The sequence below is a fragment of the Dokdonia sinensis genome, from assembly GCF_003688895.1.
In the GTDB taxonomy this organism is placed as follows: Bacteria; Bacteroidota; Bacteroidia; order Flavobacteriales; family Flavobacteriaceae; genus Dokdonia; species Dokdonia sinensis.
The window spans coordinates 83983-102373 of sequence record NZ_REFV01000013.1; the positions used below are offsets into that span (position 1 = coordinate 83983).

At 41.8% G+C, this 18391-nt stretch carries 17 protein-coding genes; 11 read left to right on the top strand and 6 right to left on the bottom strand.

Annotated elements, in window-relative coordinates; translation table 11 throughout:
• Positions 1-25: 25 nt before the first annotated feature.
• The 9 genes from EAX61_RS12835 (at position 26) to argH (ending at position 9496) form a co-directional block, all read left to right on the top strand.
• Positions 26-643 carry a GNAT family N-acetyltransferase gene (locus EAX61_RS12835; protein WP_121918102.1) on the top strand — a complete coding sequence of 206 codons (618 nt, stop codon included), beginning with the start codon at positions 26-28 and terminating at the stop codon, positions 641-643.
• A 265-nt stretch (positions 644-908) separates the two neighbouring features.
• A complete protein-coding gene (gene argG, locus EAX61_RS12840) occupies positions 909-2099 on the top strand; it encodes an argininosuccinate synthase (protein WP_121918103.1) in 1191 nt (396 codons plus the stop codon).
• 137 nt (positions 2100-2236) lie between these two features.
• A complete protein-coding gene (argC, locus tag EAX61_RS12845) occupies positions 2237-3211 on the top strand; it encodes an N-acetyl-gamma-glutamyl-phosphate reductase (protein ID WP_121918104.1) in 975 nt (324 codons plus the stop codon).
• Positions 3212-3293: 82 nt separating this feature from the next.
• Positions 3294-4097, top strand: a complete 804-nt coding sequence (proC, locus tag EAX61_RS12850; RefSeq protein ID WP_121918105.1) for a pyrroline-5-carboxylate reductase — start codon at positions 3294-3296, stop codon at positions 4095-4097.
• Positions 4094-5236, top strand: coding sequence for an aspartate aminotransferase family protein (locus tag EAX61_RS12855; RefSeq protein ID WP_121918106.1), 1143 nt, complete (start codon positions 4094-4096; stop codon positions 5234-5236). The genes proC and EAX61_RS12855 overlap by 4 nt, the downstream gene beginning before the upstream one ends.
• A complete protein-coding gene (locus EAX61_RS12860; RefSeq protein ID WP_121918107.1) occupies positions 5233-6222 on the top strand; it encodes an N-acetylornithine carbamoyltransferase in 990 nt (329 codons plus the stop codon). Before EAX61_RS12855 ends, EAX61_RS12860 begins: the two co-directional genes overlap by 4 nt.
• On the top strand, positions 6212-6997 hold the full coding sequence (gene argB / locus EAX61_RS12865; RefSeq protein WP_121918108.1) for an acetylglutamate kinase: 786 nt from the start codon (positions 6212-6214) through the stop codon (positions 6995-6997). The genes EAX61_RS12860 and argB overlap by 11 nt, the downstream gene beginning before the upstream one ends.
• Positions 6988-8085, top strand: coding sequence for a M20/M25/M40 family metallo-hydrolase (locus EAX61_RS12870; RefSeq protein WP_121918109.1), 1098 nt, complete (start codon positions 6988-6990; stop codon positions 8083-8085). The genes argB and EAX61_RS12870 overlap by 10 nt, the downstream gene beginning before the upstream one ends.
• 124 nt (positions 8086-8209) lie before the next feature.
• Positions 8210-9496: an argininosuccinate lyase gene (gene argH / locus EAX61_RS12875; protein WP_121918110.1), complete on the top strand. Its 1287-nt coding sequence runs from the start codon at positions 8210-8212 to the stop codon at positions 9494-9496.
• Positions 9497-9575: 79 nt separating this feature from the next.
• Here argH and leuB read toward each other — a convergent pair whose 3' ends face one another.
• From leuB to EAX61_RS12895, 4 genes are all read right to left on the bottom strand, one after another.
• Complete coding sequence (leuB, locus tag EAX61_RS12880; RefSeq protein ID WP_121918111.1) at positions 9576-10691, bottom strand: 3-isopropylmalate dehydrogenase; 1116 nt, start codon at positions 10689-10691, stop codon at positions 9576-9578.
• An 84-nt stretch (positions 10692-10775) separates the two neighbouring features.
• Positions 10776-11369, bottom strand: coding sequence for a 3-isopropylmalate dehydratase small subunit (leuD, locus tag EAX61_RS12885; RefSeq protein ID WP_121918112.1), 594 nt, complete (start codon positions 11367-11369; stop codon positions 10776-10778).
• A complete protein-coding gene (leuC, locus tag EAX61_RS12890; RefSeq protein ID WP_121918113.1) occupies positions 11369-12757 on the bottom strand; it encodes a 3-isopropylmalate dehydratase large subunit in 1389 nt (462 codons plus the stop codon). Before leuC ends, leuD begins: the two co-directional genes overlap by 1 nt.
• A 53-nt stretch (positions 12758-12810) precedes the next feature.
• Positions 12811-13983 carry a 2-isopropylmalate synthase gene (locus EAX61_RS12895; RefSeq protein ID WP_121918114.1) on the bottom strand — a complete coding sequence of 391 codons (1173 nt, stop codon included), beginning with the start codon at positions 13981-13983 and terminating at the stop codon, positions 12811-12813.
• A 118-nt stretch (positions 13984-14101) separates the two neighbouring features.
• Between EAX61_RS12895 and EAX61_RS12900 the strand changes: the two genes are divergently transcribed.
• Both EAX61_RS12900 and EAX61_RS12905 read left to right on the top strand, forming a co-directional pair.
• Positions 14102-15664, top strand: a complete 1563-nt coding sequence (locus tag EAX61_RS12900) for a hypothetical protein (RefSeq protein WP_121918115.1) — start codon at positions 14102-14104, stop codon at positions 15662-15664.
• A 173-nt stretch (positions 15665-15837) separates the two neighbouring features.
• A complete protein-coding gene (locus tag EAX61_RS12905) occupies positions 15838-16683 on the top strand; it encodes a DMT family transporter (protein WP_121918116.1) in 846 nt (281 codons plus the stop codon).
• On the opposite strand, the gene EAX61_RS12910 is transcribed toward EAX61_RS12905, so the two are convergent.
• Together EAX61_RS12910 and panB are read right to left on the bottom strand one after the other, a co-directional pair.
• Positions 16684-17385 (bottom strand): RluA family pseudouridine synthase, encoded by a 702-nt coding sequence (locus EAX61_RS12910; RefSeq protein WP_121918117.1) that lies wholly within the window; start codon positions 17383-17385, stop codon positions 16684-16686.
• Between the two features lie 178 nt (positions 17386-17563).
• Complete coding sequence (gene panB, locus EAX61_RS12915; RefSeq protein WP_121918118.1) at positions 17564-18382, bottom strand: 3-methyl-2-oxobutanoate hydroxymethyltransferase; 819 nt, start codon at positions 18380-18382, stop codon at positions 17564-17566.
• Between the last annotated feature and the right edge of the window lie 9 nt (positions 18383-18391).

An 18391-nucleotide genomic window follows, 5' to 3' on the forward strand; every position in this document is an offset into this window, starting at 1 on the left:
TTTTATCCAATTTAAAATCATCGCTATGCAGATTGTTGTAGCCACGATTGCACATACGCCTTACGCACAGATTATCTGCGATACTATTGCAGAGTCGTCTAAGGTGCGCGGTACGGGAATTGCCCGTAGAACTCCAGAATATATCCTGTCTAAAATGGAGGCAGGCAACGCCGTTATTGCCCTGGAGGGCGATACGTTTGCGGGATTTTGCTATATAGAAGCCTGGGGACACGGCAAATTTATAGCCAATTCTGGTCTTATCGTCCATCCTGATTTTAGAGGACAAGGACTTGCAAAACGTATAAAAGGAGAGATATTTACGCTTTCGCGAAAGCGTTTCCCCGACGCAAAAATTTTCGGAATCACCACCGGTCTTGCCGTGATGAAAATCAACAGCGAGCTAGGCTACAAACCTGTTACTTTTTCAGAACTCACAGACGACCCAACCTTTTGGAAAGGTTGTCAAACCTGTAAAAACTTTGACGTTCTCACCAGAACAGAGCAGAAAATGTGTCTCTGTACAGGAATGTTATACGACCCGGCCAAAGCAAAAGCAGATGAAGAAAAAAATAAAGTAAAAGCCCCCGTTTTTAACCGATTAAAAAGAATAAAAGAACGCTTGTTTTTAAAAAAGCCGAAGTAAAGATTTGTGAACAAATGGCTCCCCGCCCACTTTGTGGGAGGGGAATGAATTGGCGACAGCCAAGAAAGGGGTGGGGTGTTTGAAAGCCCAATTGTTTTAAAAAGCTCAAGCCGAAATTAATACTAGCATAATAAAGACACCTCCGCTTTTGCGGAAGATAAAAAATAAGATCTCCGCCGAAGTTTATCCTGAGCGATAGCTGAAGGGCGGGAATGACAAAATGATGAGATTCCCGCCTTCGCGGGAATGACAATTAAAATTTAATATGAAAAAACTAATCCTAGCATACTCAGGCGGTCTAGACACCAGCTATTGCGTAAAATATTTCACCGCAGATTTAGGCTACGAAGTTCACGCCGTAAGCGTAAATACAGGCGGATTCTCAGAAGATGAAATCGCCAAAAATAAAGAAAAAGCGCTCGCGCTTGGAGCGACTTCGTATACGAATATTGATGCGGTTCAGACGTTTTACGACACGGTAGTAAAGTACCTGATTTTTGGCAATGTGTTGAAGAATAATAGCTACCCACTTTCTGTCAGTGCAGAGCGTATCGTACAAGCTATTGAGATCGCCAAGTTTGCCAAAGCCCAAAATGCAGACGCGATTGCTCACGGAAGTACGGGCGCTGGAAACGATCAAGTGCGTTTTGATATGACGTTTCAGACGCTTGTTCCAGAGTTGGAAATCATAACTCCTATTAGGGATAATACGCTTTCGCGAAAGCAAGAAATCGATTACCTACAAAGCCACGGCATAGAGTGGTCTTGGGAGAAAGCGCAATATTCCATCAATCAAGGATTGTGGGGGACGAGCGTGGGAGGTTCAGAAACATTGACCTCACATCAAACCTTACCCGAAGAGGCATATCCTAGTCAGCTTAAGAATGAGGGGACAGAGACTATCAAAATAGGCTTCACAAAAGGAGAGCCTACATCATTAAATGGAGTAGACGATACTCCCGTCGCCATTATAGAAAAGCTACAAGGCATCGCCAAAGATTACGCCATCGGCCGTGGGATGCACGTGGGTGATACGATTATTGGGATAAAAGGACGCGTAGGTTTTGAAGCATCGGCACCCCTTATCATTCTAGAGGCGCACCGGACTTTAGAAAAGCACACACTTTCTAAATGGCAATTGCAACATAAAGAAAACATCGCGCTTTGGTACGGAACGCACCTGCACGAAGGGTTATACTTAGAACCTGTAATGCGTGATTTTGAAGCCTTTTTACAGAGCAGTCAGTCCAGCGTCACTGGCACAGTAGAAATTGCTTTGCACCCATACCGCTTTGAGATCATCGGTATTCAATCAGACTACGACCTAATGCAATCTAAAGTCGCCAGCTACGGAGAAGAAAACCAAGGCTGGACGGCAAGTGAGGCCAAAGGATTTATAAAGATAATGAGTAATCAGGGGAAGATTATTCAGGCGGTTCAGAGTTCAGAGTTTTGAGTTCAGAGTAGTAACGAACCGACCTGCGAGGTGTCGTCTGAGGTACGAAGACCTCCTTGTAGGTCTGAATGAGACGGAAGAAATAATAATGAGTAGTAAAATAATAAGATTCCCGTCTTCACGGGAATGACAAGATTATGGTAAAAGTAGGAATCATAGGAGGCGCGGGCTATACGGCAGGAGAGTTGATTAGATTGTTAATCAACCATCCCAAGGTAGAAATCGCTTTTGTTTACAGTACAAGTAACGCGGGCAATCGAGTAGGTGATGTGCATCAAGATTTGGCGTGGCTGGATTTAAAATTTACCGATTATGTCCAAACGGATGTAGATGTCGTTTTTTTATGTCTGGGCCACGGAAATTCAGGTGCGTTTTTGAAAAAGCATTCGTTTTCAGATGGCACGAAGATCATCGATTTAAGTAATGAGTTTAGATTAAAGGAAGACGCACATTTTCTGGGAAAAGACTTCGTGTATGGACTACCAGAATTGAATAAAGAAGCCATTAAGAAAGCTCAAAATATCGTAAATCCAGGATGCTTTGCGACAGCGATTCAGTTGGCTTTGTTACCTCTTGCCCAATCAGGAAAGCTTACCACAGACGTACACGTAAACGCGGTAACTGGAGCTACAGGCGCAGGGACAAGCCCTTCGGCAACGTCTCATTTTCCTTGGCGTGATAATAATTTTTCGCATTATAAAGCATTCAACCATCAGCATTTGGGTGAGATCGGGGAATCTGTAAAGCAATTGCAAAATGACTTTGATAAGGAGATTTTATTCATACCAAATCGAGGCGATTTTTCGCGTGGGATTTTTGCTACGGCTTATACCGATTTTGATGAGACTCTGGAAGAGGCGTATGAATTATACAATGAGTTTTATCAAGGCTCACCTTTCACGAAAGTGAACCAAAAACCATTACACTTAAAACAAGTCGTAAACACAAACTACTGCTTCATTCATCTGGAAAAGCACGGAAACAAATTATTAATCACCAGTATACTAGACAACCTACTCAAAGGCGCCAGCGGACAAGCAGTAGAGAATATGAACCTCATGTTCGGTTGGGAGCAGACGGAAGGATTAAAATTAAAGGCAAATTATTTTTAAAAATTCGCAAAGATGACAAGATTCCTACCGGAGTTTATCCTGAGCGATAGCCGAAGGGCGGGAATGACGAAAAACACCATATATGAAAATAGCAATCATAGGAACGGGAAATTTAGGACTGGCCATTGCCAAAGGTTTAGTGATGGGCAACTCGGTGACGAGTTTGTATTTGACGAAACGTGATACGTTAAGTATCGAAAAATGGAATGAACACAGGGAAGTTACGGTTACGAACGATAATCGTGAAGCGGTCTCAAAAAGTGATATTATCATTTTTGCGGTGCAGCCCAGTCATTTCTCAAATATTTTAGAAGAGATAAAAGATTTACTTACGGAGAAGCACATTTTGATCTCGACAATAACAGGTTTTAAAGTACCTCAAATTTCGGCGATTGTGGGTGATGAGCAATTCATTATTCGTGCGATGCCCAATACGGCCATTGCGGTAGGTCAAAGTATGACCTGTTTGTGTAGTAACGAAGCGGGCAAAAAACGCATCGCGATTGCCGAAGCTATTTTTAATAAACTCGGTACTTCTATGATCATTCCTGAAAGTCAGATGCAGGCGGCCACGGTGATTTGTGCGAGTGGAATTGCATTCTGGATGCGCTTAATTAGAGCTACCACTCAAGGAGCAATTCAACTAGGTTTTGATGCGCACGAAGCTCAGGAACTTGCGATGCAAACCTGTCTTGGCGCTGCCACTCTCGTCATAAAATCAGGCAATCACCCTGAAGCCGAAATTGATAAAGTCACCACCCCAAAAGGGTGCACCATCGAAGGACTTAACGAGATGGAACATTCAGGTCTGAGTTCGTCGCTTATTAAAGGAATTGTGGCGAGTTATAATAAGATAAATGGAATCGGTAAATCAAAGGAGTTATGAAACTATTCGACGTATATACATTGTACGATGTGACCCCTGTGAAGGCAAAAGGTTGTTACGTTTATGATGAAAAAGGAACTGAATATCTTGACCTATACGGAGGTCACGCGGTGATGTCTATAGGTCATGGGCACCCGCATTATGTAAAACGGCTTACGGAGCAATTATCAAATATTGGCTTTTATTCCAATGCTGTTCAAAATCCGCTACAGCAGCAGGTTGCAGATAAGTTAGGTAGGCTTTCAGGGTGCGAGGGTTATGAGTTGTTTTTTGTAAGCTCAGGAGCAGAGGCTAACGAGAATGCATTAAAACTAGCTTCTTTTGCCACACAAAAACATAAGGTAGTTGCTTTTAAAAACGGTTTTCACGGGCGTACTTCGGCGACGGTGGCAGCTACAGATAATTTAAGTATTGTTTCCCCTCTGAATGCTCAACACGAAGTGGCGATTTTGGAACTTGGGGATGTCTCCGCTTTAGAAGAAACCCTTAAAAATGGCGACTGCTGCGCGGTAATTTTGGAGTTTATACAAGGCGTTGGTGGTCTGGATGAGAGCACGGCAGTATTCTACAAAAATGTGGAGTGCTTGTGTAAAAGGTATGTGGTAAAACTTATTGCAGATGAGGTGCAAAGCGGTTTTGGCCGTTCAGGTGATTTCTTTGCGTTCCAGAAATACGGGATTGAACCTGATATTATTACGATGGCAAAGGGAATGGGCAACGGCTTTCCTGTGGGTGGCATTCTTGTACACCCATCAATTAAAGCGAAGCACGGAATGCTGGGCACGACCTTTGGCGGCAATCACCTCGCCTGTGCTGCGACGCTGGCGGTGCTTGAAGTTTTAGAGAAAGAGCACTTAATGGCGCACGCTAGGGAAATGGAATCACGCTTTCGCGAACTGTGTTCCGAACTGGTTGCGGAAAGCGCAAAAAAACTCAATCTAAAAGTAAAAGGTCGCGGACTGATGCTCGGCCTTGACTTAGGATTTGATGTGAGTGAACTCCGTAAGAAATTAATTTATGAGCACTATATTTTTACGGGTGGCGCAAAAAATAAGAATGTATTGAGAATTTTGCCGCCGCTCAATATTAAAGAAGAACATTTTGATGTGCTATTTCAGGCTTTAAAGAAGGAATTATGAAAAATTACCTATCCATACATGACATCCCAGACCTTAATATGGCGATTAAGGAGGCGCTGTATATGAAGGAGTTTCCGTACGCTTTCGCGGAAGCGGGTAAACGCAAAACTTTAGGTCTACTCTTCTTCAATTCCAGTTTACGCACCAGATTGAGCACCGAAAAAGCAGCGCGGAATCTAGGAATGAACGTAATGACGCTCAATGTAAACAGCGATTCTTGGCAACTGGAATTTGGAGACGGCGTCGTGATGGACGCAAACAAAGCTGAGCATATCAAGGAAGCCGCGCAAGTACTGTCGCAATATTGCGACATTCTCGCAGTGCGTGCTTTCCCTGGCTTAAAAAACAAAAGCGAAGACGAATTGGAAATCGTACTGACGGCTTTTGAAACCTACGCAAGTGTTCCTATTGTCAACCTCGAAAGTAGCACGGCGCACCCTTTACAAGGCTTTACAGATGCGATTACTATTTATGAACTTACAGAAAAATGCCGAATAGAAAATAGAAAACCTAACGTGGTATTGACTTGGGCGCCACACCCCAGAGCGCTACCACACGCGGTGGCAAATTCGTTTGTGCAAACGATGCAACGATTGGATGTAAATTTTACGATTACAAACCCCGAGGGCTATGATTTGAGTTCAGAGGTTCGCAAAGAGACTAAGGTCAGCTATAATCAGAATGACGCTTTCGCGAAACCTGCCCTGAGCGGAGCCGAAGGGGCGGACATCGTCTACGTAAAAAACTGGAGTAGTTATGAGAATTACGGTCAAGTAAAATCTCAAGATAGAAGCTGGATGATTACCGCCGAAAAGTTGAAACAAACGAACAATGCCAAAGTTATGCATTGCCTTCCTGTAAGAAGAAATGTGGTGATTGCAGATGATGTGTTAGATAGTGCGGCGAGTGCTGTGATTCAGCAAGCGGGAAATAGGACTTGGGCCGCGCAATGGGTATTAAAAAACATTTTGAAAGATGGTGAATAAGCAACAACTTACTGTAGTGAAAATAGGCGGTGACATTGTAGATAATGACCAGTTATTACAAGAGTTTTACAATCATTTTAAAAAGATTTCTGGGCCTACAGTCCTTGTGCACGGCGGAGGAAATAAAGCTTCGGCATTGCAAAAAGAATTAGGGATTGAACCTAAAAAAGTAGATGGAAGACGCATTACCGATGCCGCTACGCTAGAAGTAGTAACAATGGTGTATGCAGGTTTACTCAATAAAAAATTAGTTGCTGGTTTGCAAGCCACAGGTAAAAATGCCATTGGACTTTCTGGAGCAGATGGGGATGCTATACGCGCTCATAAACGCTCTGTTGCCGATGTAGATTATGGTTTTGCTGGCGATATAGATCGCGTAAATTTTAGTTTCATAGATGAGTTGCTAAGTGGTGGCTACACGCCGGTATTTTCTGCCATTACGCACGACGGGAAGGGGCAATTATTAAATACGAATGCAGATACATTGGCTGCCAGAGTTGCCACAGCAATGAGTTCAAAATATAATGTGCAGTTGTACTATTGCTTTACAAAAGCGGGTGTTTTAGAAGATGTAGAAAATGGAGATTCGCTGGTGGAGCGAATGGATTCAACTATCTACGCCGCAATGAAAAGCGCTGGACAAATTGTAGACGGGATGATTCCAAAATTAGATACTGCTTTTGAGGCATTATCTTCAGGTGTTCTTCGCGTGCACGTCGGAACCATACAAATTTTAAGTGATAATACCCAAAAACATACGACTTTATGTCTTTAAAAGAGCAAACAGATTCGGCTATTGTATTGCTTCAATCACTTATTGAAACGCAAAGTTTCTCGGGTGAAGAGGACGGTACTGCCCAGCTCATTGCAGAGTGGTTAGAGAGAAATGGAATTACGCCCACCGAAGCCAGTTCGGGACGGGTTTCGCGAAAGCAAAATAATATCTACGCGTTCAATAAACATTTTGATGATTCTAAACCATTGTTGCTCCTAAACTCCCACCACGACAAGGTTAAACCAAATAAGGGATACAAACGCGATCCGTACAATGCTGAAATAATAGACGGCAAATTGTACGGTTTAGGAAGCAATGATGCTGGCGCGAGCTTAGTGGGATTGCTTACGGCTTTTGCTCACTTTTACGAGCGCGAAGATTTGAGTCATAATATTGTTATTGTAGCTTCGGCAGAAGAGGAGAGCAGTGGTCCTAATGGACTGAATAGTATGCTGGCCCATTTACCCGAAATTGAGGTTGCCATTGTGGGCGAACCTACATTAATGAATCTCGCCATTGCGGAAAAGGGATTGGTAGTTTTTGATGCTGCTGTAAAAGGAATCGCTGGACACGCGGCGCATATTAAAGAAAATATGGCGGTTTATAATTGTATTGAGACGTTACAATGGTTTCAGGAGTTAAAATTTGATAAGGTCTCTGAAACTTTAGGCGAGACTAAAGTTACGGTCACGCAAATCAATGCGGGCACGCAACACAATGTTGTTCCCTCTCAAGTAGATTTGGTTATAGACGTGCGTGTAAATGAGCACTATACCAATCAAGAAATCGCCGATTTTATGCAGGAAAACGCACCTTGTGATGAGATACAACCAAGATCGTTGCGATTGAACAGTTCGCGTATTGCCAAGGATCACGCTTTAGTTCAAGCGGGAATAGCCCTAGGACGAGAAACCTATGGCTCACCAACCTTATCAGATCAAGCTTGCTTGTCCTGTCCTTCTTTAAAATTAGGCATAGGCGACAGTACCCGGTCACATATGGCAGATGAGTTTGTATATGTAAAGGAGATTGAAGAAGGGATTGGGTTGTATATTGAGATATTGGAGGGGTTTTTATCCCACCCCTAGCCCCTCCCTGAGGGAGGGGAACAAAAATTTAGAAAATAATAAGATTCCCGTCGTCACGGGAATTAAAATTAGCGTAGGTGGGTGAGATTTCCGCCTTCGCGGAAATGACAAAAAGAGAAGTTTTATGAAAATCTGGGAAAAGGGAATACCGACTGATCAAAAAATAGAAGCATTTACGGTGGGCAACGATCGGGAGATTGATGGGCATATTGCAAAGTATGATCTGCTCGCGAGTAAAGCACACGCGCAAATGCTAGCAAAAGTTGGCTTGCTTACAAACGAGGAAAGTTCTTTGCTTTGTAGTGAACTGGATAAGATGCTATCGCTCGAGGCGAAAGGGGAGTTTGTTATAGAACCTCAATTTGAAGACGTGCATTCTAAAATCGAGCACGATCTTGTGCTTGCGCTTGGTGATACTGGGAAGAAAATACATACGGCTAGGTCTCGGAATGACCAAGTTTTAGTTGCGCTCAATCTTTACTTTAAAGCTGAGCTCTCTGAGATTAAATCAGGAATAGAAAAACTTTTTAAAACGCTAATAGATTTAGCTGAAACGCATAAAAATCAACTAATACCTGGCTACACGCACCTTCAGGTGGCGATGCCGTCCTCTTTTGGGCTTTGGTTTTCGGCCTATGCTGAGTTACTTATTGACGATTTGTATTTGCTCAATGCGGCTCAGCAAGTGGTAGATCAGAATCCTCTGGGGAGCGCTGCGGGGTATGGGTCAAGTTTTCCTATAGATCGGGAAATGACGACTGAAGCTTTAGGTTTTACAGATTTAAAATATAATGTGATTGCGGCCCAATTATCACGAGGTAAATCTGAACGTACAGTTACGCAAGCTGTGGCAAATGTGGCTAATACTTTGAGTCGTTTTGCAATGGATGTGTGTTTGTACTGCTCTCAGAATTTTAGCTTCATAAAATTCCCCGACGAGCTGACTACCGGAAGTAGCATTATGCCGCATAAAAAAAACCCCGATGTTTTTGAATTATTAAGAGGGAAATGCAACCAACTCCAAGCGATTCCTCAAGAGATGATTATGATTACTAATAATCTCCCGAGTGGATATCATAGGGATTTTCAATTACTGAAAGAGAATGCGATAAAGTCTGTAGAGGACTTAAAAGTCGTTCTGGACATTTTTGAGTTTGCTATTGCACAAGTAAAAGTGCAAAAGGTCGATCTGGCAGAAGAAAAATATCAACATCTATTTACCGTAGACGCGATAAACGATCTCGTAGCGGCTCGTGTACCTTTTAGGGATGCGTACAGGCAAATAGGAGAGCAGGTGGTAAATGGGACATTTGAAGCTGGCAATACTCGGGAGCATTCTCATGTAGGGAGCATTCATAATCTTGGGTTGGACAAGATTATGGAGAAGTTTGAGAGGGCTTTTCAGGGTTGATCACGCTTTCGCGAAAGCGAAAAAAAAACGAAATCAGAATTTCCGATTTCGCTTTTCTAATCTCTAATTTTTGCAGTTATTAAATAATCGTACTCTGCCCTACGTGAATATTCTTAAAATTACGATTTGTATCCTCTGGGTTCAAAATGTAATCTGCGATAAAGTCACCAACTTTTGAGGTGGACAAAGGATTTTTAGGATTAATATCTACTGTACTAAAACCGAGCTCTAGTGATTTTTCAACAGCCTCTTCTACACGATCTGCTTCTTTATTTAAATTAAGATGTCTCAATAGCATTGCAGCACTTAAAATAGATGCCAGCGGATTTGCAATTCCCTTCCCAGTAGCCTGAGGGAAAGAACCGTGAATAGGTTCAAACAGCGCATTCTCCTTACCCACAGAAGCTGAGGCAAGTAGACCTATAGATCCGCCGATAACACTAGCTTCATCTGAAATTATATCGCCAAAAAGGTTTTCGGTTAATATCACGTCAAACTGTTTTGGGTTCAGAATCATCTGCATTGCAGCATTGTCTACAAATAGAAAATCTAGCTCCACCTCCTTATAATCATTTGCAATGGCCGATACCGTTTTTCTCCATAATCGGGAAGTTTCCAGCACATTTGCTTTATCTACTAAAGTTAATTTCTTTCTTCTATTTTGAGCTTCTTTAAACGCGAGGTGAGCAATGCGACTTATCTCTTCCATAGAGTAGGTGCAACCGTCTGAGGCGACCTGACCATCATCACTCAAGTGCTTATCCCCAAAATAGATTCCTCCTGTAAGTTCGCGATAAATAGACATATCTGCTCCAGAGATAATTTCTCTTTTTAATGGAGAATTATCGATGAGTTGCTCGTAAGCCTTTACTGGTCTTACGTTACAAAAAAGCCCAAGACTTTTACGTAATCGTAATAACCCTTGCTCAGGGCGCACTTTTGCACTTGGGTCATTATCGTACTTAGGATGACCAATCGCACCAAAAAGAATGGCATCAGATTTCTCACAGATGTCAACGGTCTCTTCTGGTAGTGGGTTTCCTGTTTCATCTATAGCACAAGCACCCATAAGCGCATTTGTATATGTGAAACTGTGTCCAAATTCATCGGCAACGGCGTCGAGTGCTTTTTTTGCTTGTGCAGTGACTTCGGGACCTATTCCGTCTCCTGGGATGATTGCTATGTTATAGTTCATTGTGGTGTGTGTTTGAAATATTCAGGAAATCCCCGCTTTTGCGAGGATCTTCACTTTTTAATTGAGGGAATATAATTTTATTATTTAGACAAATAGGGTTCGATTATTTTCAAATGCCTCTATTTCTGTTTTCTTACTTAGTAAAAAGTCAATATCATCATACCCATTAATCATACATACTTTTTTGTAAGGGTCTATTTCAAATTCCGCTTTCGCGAAAGCGGTTTTGACAACTTGATTTTCTAAATCAATTGTAATCGGTAATTCGGGATTTTCTTGAATACCAGTCATTAATTGGGTTAAAAATTCTGGCGACACTTGAATAGGTAATAAGCCATTATTAAGGGCATTACCTTTAAAAATATCTGCAAAAAAACTAGATATCACAACCTTAAATCCATAACCCACAATCGCCCAGGCAGCGTGCTCACGGCTAGAACCACAACCAAAGTTGTCTCCAGCGACTAGAATTTTTGCTCCAGCATATTGAGGTTGATTAATTGGGAAATCAGCATTTAACGAGCCATCTTTCTCAAAACGCCAGTCTCTGAATACATTATCGCCAAACCCTTTTTTGTCTGTCGCCTTTAAAAAGCGTGCTGGGATAATCTGGTCTGTATCTATATTCTCTATAGGCAGCGGTACTGCCGTGGTGGTGAGTTTTGTAAACTTTTCCATTAGGCTACGGCTTCTTTTGTGATATCCACTATTTTTCCAGCAATTGCGGTCGCTGCAGCAACAAGAGGGGAGGCGAGAATCGTTCTCGCACCTTGTCCCTGCCGACCTTCAAAATTTCTGTTTGAGGTGGAAACACAGTACTCTCCAGCGGGAATTTTATCATCATTCATCGCGAGACAGGCTGAACAGCCGGGCTGTCTTAAGACAAACCCAGCCTCTTCAAACACCTCTTTAAGCCCCTCTTCTTCGAGTTGCTTTGCTACTTGTTGTGATCCTGGAACGAGCCAGGCGTTCACATTTGCAGCTTTACTTTTTCCGCGTACATAATCTGCGGCGATTCTAAAATCCTCTATTCTTGAATTCGTACAACTTCCTATAAACACATAGTTTATTGCGGTATCGAGTAATTGTGAACCTTGTTTAAAGTTCATATACTCGAGTGCTTTATCAAAAGTCATATCTCCTTTTTCGGGGATATTTCCGTTTATTTTTATACCCATTCCAGGGTTTGTTCCGTATGTGAGCATTGGGGCAATGTCTGCTGCGTCTATGTGATATTCTTTATCAAATGCTGCATCTTCATCTGTAGGGAGTGTTTTCCAGTAGGAGACCGCTTTCGCGAAAGCGTCACCCTGCGGAGCAAATTTTCTTCCTTCAACATAGTCAAAGGTAGTTTGGTCTGGCGCTATCATACCGCCACGGGCACCCATTTCGATACTCATATTGCAGACGGTCATACGACCTTCCATACTCATTTCTTCAAAGACGTTACCCGCATACTCACAGAAATATCCTGTACCAGCATTCGTTCCCAATTTTGAAATGATATATAAAATGACATCTTTAGGAAGAACATTTGGGGCAAGCTTTCCATTGACGTTCACACGTAGACTTTTCGGTTTATTGAGGAGTAAACTTTGACTCGCAAAGACTTGTCCTACTTGGCTCGTCCCAATCCCAAAAGCAATTGCACCAAAAGCTCCGTGCGTACTCGTGTGACTATCACCACATACCATTGTCATTCCGGGTTGTGTGATACCTAGTTCTGGCGCCATCACGTGTACGATACCATTGTACTTATGTCCAAGTGCGTATAATGTAATGCCGTGTTTCTCACAGTTTTTTGTAAGTTGGTCCAGTTGATTACGAGAAAGCGCATCCTTGATAGGAAGATGCTGATTTTCGGTGGGTGTATTGTGGTCTGCCGTGGCGACGATCTGGTCTGGACGGGCAACGGGAATACCACGCTCTTCCAGCTCATTAAACGCTTGCGGACTCGTAACCTCGTGTATTAAATGCTTGTCTATATATAAAATCTGTGGCCCGTTTTCGATAGTATCTACCACGTGAGCATCCCAGACTTTATCAAATAATGTTTTTCCTACCATTCTATTTTCCGCAGTGCGGTGTGTGTTTAAATAATAAATAAGGTAAGGCCTAATTAAGCCAGTGCTCCAGCTCTCATCTGGATACGCTCCATAATCATATGGATATCGTCATCTTTGACCTCTTTTTGCCTATCGGCAACGTTGAGGAACTGTTCGTAAGCAGCATCGAGCTGTACTTTAGTAAGTTCATAACCCACTTTCTTAGAACGGTAAGCAAGTGCTGCTCGTCCACTTCTTGCAGTAAGTACTATTGAAGTTTCATTTACACCAACGTCCTGCGGATTCATAATCTCGTAGGTATCACGATTTTTTATCATTCCGTCCTGATGTATTCCAGAGCTATGCGCAAAAGCATTTGCTCCTACAATTGCCTTATTAGGTTGTACGACCATTCCCATTTTTTCACTCACCATACAACTAGTGTCATAAAGTAGCTGGGTATTTATATCCGTATGTAGATTGAGGGTAGGATGTTGTTTTAAAATCATTACTACTTCTTCAAGCGAGGTATTCCCTGCTCGTTCTCCTATGCCATTTATGGTACATTCTATTTGACGAGCCCCGTTTATTACTCCTGAAATACTATTTGCTGTAGCAAGGCCTAAATCGTTGTGACAATGACAAGAAAGAATGACGTTTTCTATTCCTTTTACGTTTTCGCGCAAGTATCTCATTTTAGCACCGTATTCTTCTGGTAGACAATATCCAGTAGTGTCTGGAATATTCAGTACTGTCGCACCTGCTTGAATCACTTTTTCAAGTACTCTGGCTAGAAACTCGTTGTCCGTTCTCCCAGCGTCTTCGGCGTAGAACTCTACGTCTTCTACAAAGCTTTTTGCGTAAGCGGTTGCTTTTACAGCGCGCTCCATAATCTGTTCTGGGGTCGCGTTGAATTTATACTTCATATGTGACTCGCTAGTGCCGATTCCAGTATGAATGCGGGGCCTCACGGCATACGTCAGTGCCTCAGAGGCTACTTTAATATCATTTTCTACCGCACGCGTCAGACCACAAACGGTGGCGTTCTTTACCAGTTTAGAAATCTCCTGGACCGAAGTAAAATCTCCAGGAGAGGAAACAGGAAATCCTGCTTCAATTACGTCTACACCTAGAACATCCAGACGTTCGGCGATGGCGAGTTTTTCTTTTTTGTCTAGTTTGCAACCAGGGACTTGCTCTCCGTCGCGTAGGGTCGTATCAAAAATTTGAACTTTGTCGTTTTGCATAGCATAGGTTTATACACGAATTTATAACTTGCTACTTGTATTGGGTACGCTTTCGCGAAAGCGGTTACGATATCAACGTGAATTTTGTTGTATTTAAAATATTGAATATCAATTATTTATGAGAAAAATCATTACAACGCTTAATGATCATAATGATTCATTATTTATTTTAATCAAGTCACTTTCCAAAAGTGAAAAGCGCCAGTTTAAGCTCTATGTGGGCAGGCTGGGCGGAAATAGCGATGCAAAATTCCTGCAACTTTTTGAGTTTATGGATAAGCTTAAGACGTATGATGAACCTGCTATTCTGACCTCTGGCATTGTGACCAAAACACAACTTTCTAACCTTAAAGCGCACCTTTATAAACAGATTCTCGTGAGCCTGCGACTGGCACCTGCGCATCAAAACATCCGGGTGCAGATACGTGAGCAATTGGATTTTGCCACCGTTTTGTATCAAAAGGGTTTGTACAAACAGAGTTTAAAACTGCTGGACAAAGCAAAGTCAATGGCGCTGGAAAATGAAGAAAAAAACGTCGCTTATGAAATTGTCGAATTAGAAAAAGTCATAGAGACTCAATACATCACACGTAGTATTTCCACTCGTGCTGATGAGCTCGCCATACAAGCCAAAGAATTGAGCGAGCAAAATGTGATTACGAGTAAACTGAGTAATCTATCATTGCAGTTGTACAGCATTATGCTCAAGACAGGTTATGCAAAAAGCGAAAAAGAAAAACTGCAAATCACAGATTATTTTGAGGGTCATCTACCCAAATACGATTATGATACGCTTAATTTCAGAGAGAAATTATGGCTCTATAAAGCGCATTTATGGTACAGCTTTTTAATTCAGGATTTTCTTTCCTGTTATAAATATGCAGAAAGGTATATCAGGCTTTTTGACGATAATCCGCTTATGATAAAGCAGAATCCTGTGTTTTACCTTAAGGGAATGCATTATTTATTAGAGTCACTTTTTTACCTGAGGCACGAGTCTAAATTCAAGGAAGCGCTTAATAAATTATCTGAACTTCGCGCAAATCCTAACTTTCCCAAAGGAGATAATATAGACACCCTATTGTTTCTCTATATTAATAGTAATCGTTTTAATCATCGTTTTATGTTAGGCAATTTTGAAGATGGAGATGCGCTAGTAAAAGATGTATTACTTGGTTTAAAATCACCAAAATATCGTATCGACGAACATCACGTAATGGTGTTTTACTATAAGATCGCGAGTTTATATTTTGGCGCGGGAGAGAACTTAAAATGTATTGAATACTGTGGTAAAATAATCAATTCAAAGTCGCTTAAAACCAACGAAGATTTGGCTTGTTTTGCCAGAATTTTAAATCTCGTGGCGCATTATGAAGCAGGTAAAGATTATCACTTAGAGTCATTGTTAAGGAGTACATATAAGTTCCTAATTAAAATGAATGATCTGCACGAAGTACAAAAGGAGATGATCAAATTTGTTAGAAAATTAGGAGATATTTACCCAAGTGAACTCAAAGCCGAGTTCAAAAAACTGCACACCACACTTGAGAAATATGAAGACGACCCGTACGAGCGTAGAGCGTTTTTATATTTGGATTTGCTGTCGTGGCTCGAGAGCAAGATAGAAAACAAACCTGTTGCCGAGGTGATCAAGGAAAAAGCAAAAAGAATTATCAGATAACTCGACCTGCGAGGTATCGTCCGAGGCACGAGGACTTCCTTGTAGGTCTGAATGAGACATAGAGATTTGCAATAAAGATACTGTTAGTAGGATGGATGAGATTTCCGCCGAAGTTTACCATGAACGAAGCCTAAGGGCGGAAATTTAATGAAGAAAGCCGAAGGGCAATTTTAATGAAAAATCAGATCCTCCAAATAAACCTTGCAATGCTTTTCATTAGCACTTCCGGTGTGCTGGGACGTTATATTGCTTTACCGCCTATGGTTACAATAGGATTAAGAGCAATAGGCGCTGTGGTTTTACTCGGCATATTTATAAAATGGAGAAAAATTTCATTTACGCTTGCGCAAAAGGATACAGGCATCATCATCCTCTCTGGGGTACTTATGGGCGCACATTGGGTTACTTATTTTTATTCCTTGCAACTTTCTAATGTCGCGATCGGGATGTTGTCCTTATTTACATTTCCTGTAATGACGAGTTTGCTAGAGCCTCTATTTTTCAAAACTTCTTTCTCTAAAATGCATCTCTTTCTAGGATTATTAGTCATTGTTGGGATTTACTTTTTGGCACCAGAATTCGATACCGAGAATGATTATTTCCTAGCTATTTTGATAGGCTTACTATCTGCATTATGTTATGCGGTGCGCAATCTTCTCGTAAAGTCAAAAATCAAAAATTATAACGGTTCGGTCGTGATGTGGTACCAAGTGCTTGTAATTGCAGTAATGCTCGTTCCTGCTTATTTTGTTTTTGATTTGGAGGGTATACAATCGCAATTGCCTTATATCGGTATTCTGGCCTTGGTAACGACTGCATTAGGGCATACGTTGTTCCTATCGACCCTAAAATATTTATCTGTAACCACCGCAAGTTTAATGAGTAGTGTACAACCTATTTTTGGAATTATTCTCGGGATTATTCTCTTAAATGAAGTGCCCGGCTGGCGCACGGTGGTGGGCGGTGCGCTTATTTTAGTAAGTGTGGTTGTGGAGAGTATGAGGTCTGTAAGCAAATAATTAAACTGTAAACGCCTTCCACAAAGCATCCCCTTCAGGAACATTTGCAACAAAAGTCATTTCTTCTTTTTTTACGGGATGAATAAGAGTAAGCTTTCGCGAAAGCAAACTAATACTTCCATCCTCATTACTTTTATCATAACCATATTTTAAATCTCCTTTTATGGCACAACCTATGGCCGAAAGTTGAGCGCGTATCTGGTGATGCCTTCCTGTGTGTAAATCAATTTCTAGCAGATAAAAAGTCTTTAGCTTTTTAATAATACGATAGTCGAGAATGGCTTCTTTACTATCTGGCACTTCATTTTTGTGTGCGTAACTTTTATTCTGTTTAGGATTGCGTTTCAGAAAATGTCTGAGCGTCCCACTTTCTGTAGGTGGAGGGTTTCTAACAAGCGCCCAATAAGTTTTTTGGGTTTGCCTTTCGGCGAAAGCTTTATTGAGCCTCGGTAATGCCTTACTTGTTCTTGCAAAAACCACAATTCCAGATGTAGGTCTATCGAGTCTATGCACAACGCCCAGATAAACCGCACCAGGTTTGTTGTACTTAATGGCAATATATTCTTTTACCACTTCACTCAGTGGGGTGTCACCCGTTTTATCTCCCTGTACAATGTCGCCACTACGCTTGTTTACCACAATGATGTGGTTGTCCTCGTAAATGACTTGAAGGTTTTTTGGGGTGGATAGAATATTGTTCATTTAGAAACGGTCTTGTTGTTGACGTAGGACTTATCTCGCTTCGCTCGATTGACATAGGACGTAGGACTAAAAATTCTTTTTGCTCCTTGTGCAATAGTTTTTCAATTATGGATCAGGTTTAGTCTTACGTCAGCGTGTGTAACACGCCAGTCCTAGGTCTTTTCGCGAAAGCAAAAATTCAATACTGCTCCTCATCATTAGGAAAATCCTGCGACTTCACATCGTGGCTATACTGGCGGAAGGCTTGTGTCATCGCAGTATGCATATCCAGATACCTCCTCAAAAATCGCGGATTAAACTCGTGCGTCATTCCTAGCATATCGTGGGTCACGAGCACCTGGCCGTCAACCCCAGCACCAGCGCCTATTCCTATAACGGGGATGGTCAAACTTTCTGCTACTTCTTGCGCTAGCTTTGCAGGGACTTTTTCTAGAACGATGGCAAAACAGCCTGCTCTTTCGAGCATAAGTGCGTCGTCTTTTAATTTTTGGGCTTCTTCTTCTTCTTTGGCGCGTACGGTATAGGTTCCAAACTTATAAATACTTTGTGGAGTAAGTCCTAGATGTCCCATCACAGGAATTCCAGCATTGAGAATACGTTTAATGCTTTCTTTGACTTCCTTTCCACCTTCCAGTTTTATAGAGTGTCCACCAGATTCTTTCATTATCCTAATTGCAGAGCGTAGTGCCTCCTTCGGGTCACTCTGATAACTTCCAAAAGGTAAATCTACAACAACAAGACTCCGACTGATACCGCGTACAACAGAACTCGCGTGGTATATCATTTGGTCCAGTGTGATAGGTAGCGTTGTTTCGTGTCCCGCCATCACATTAGATGCGCTATCTCCTACAAGTATTACATCTATCCCCGCGCCATCTACAATTTGTGCCATGGTGTAGTCATATGCGGTTAGCATTGATATTTTTTCACCTCGTGATTTCATTTCGGTGAGGGATTTTACGGTAATGCGTTTGTATTCTTTTTTGGCTGTAGACATTTGGCTATT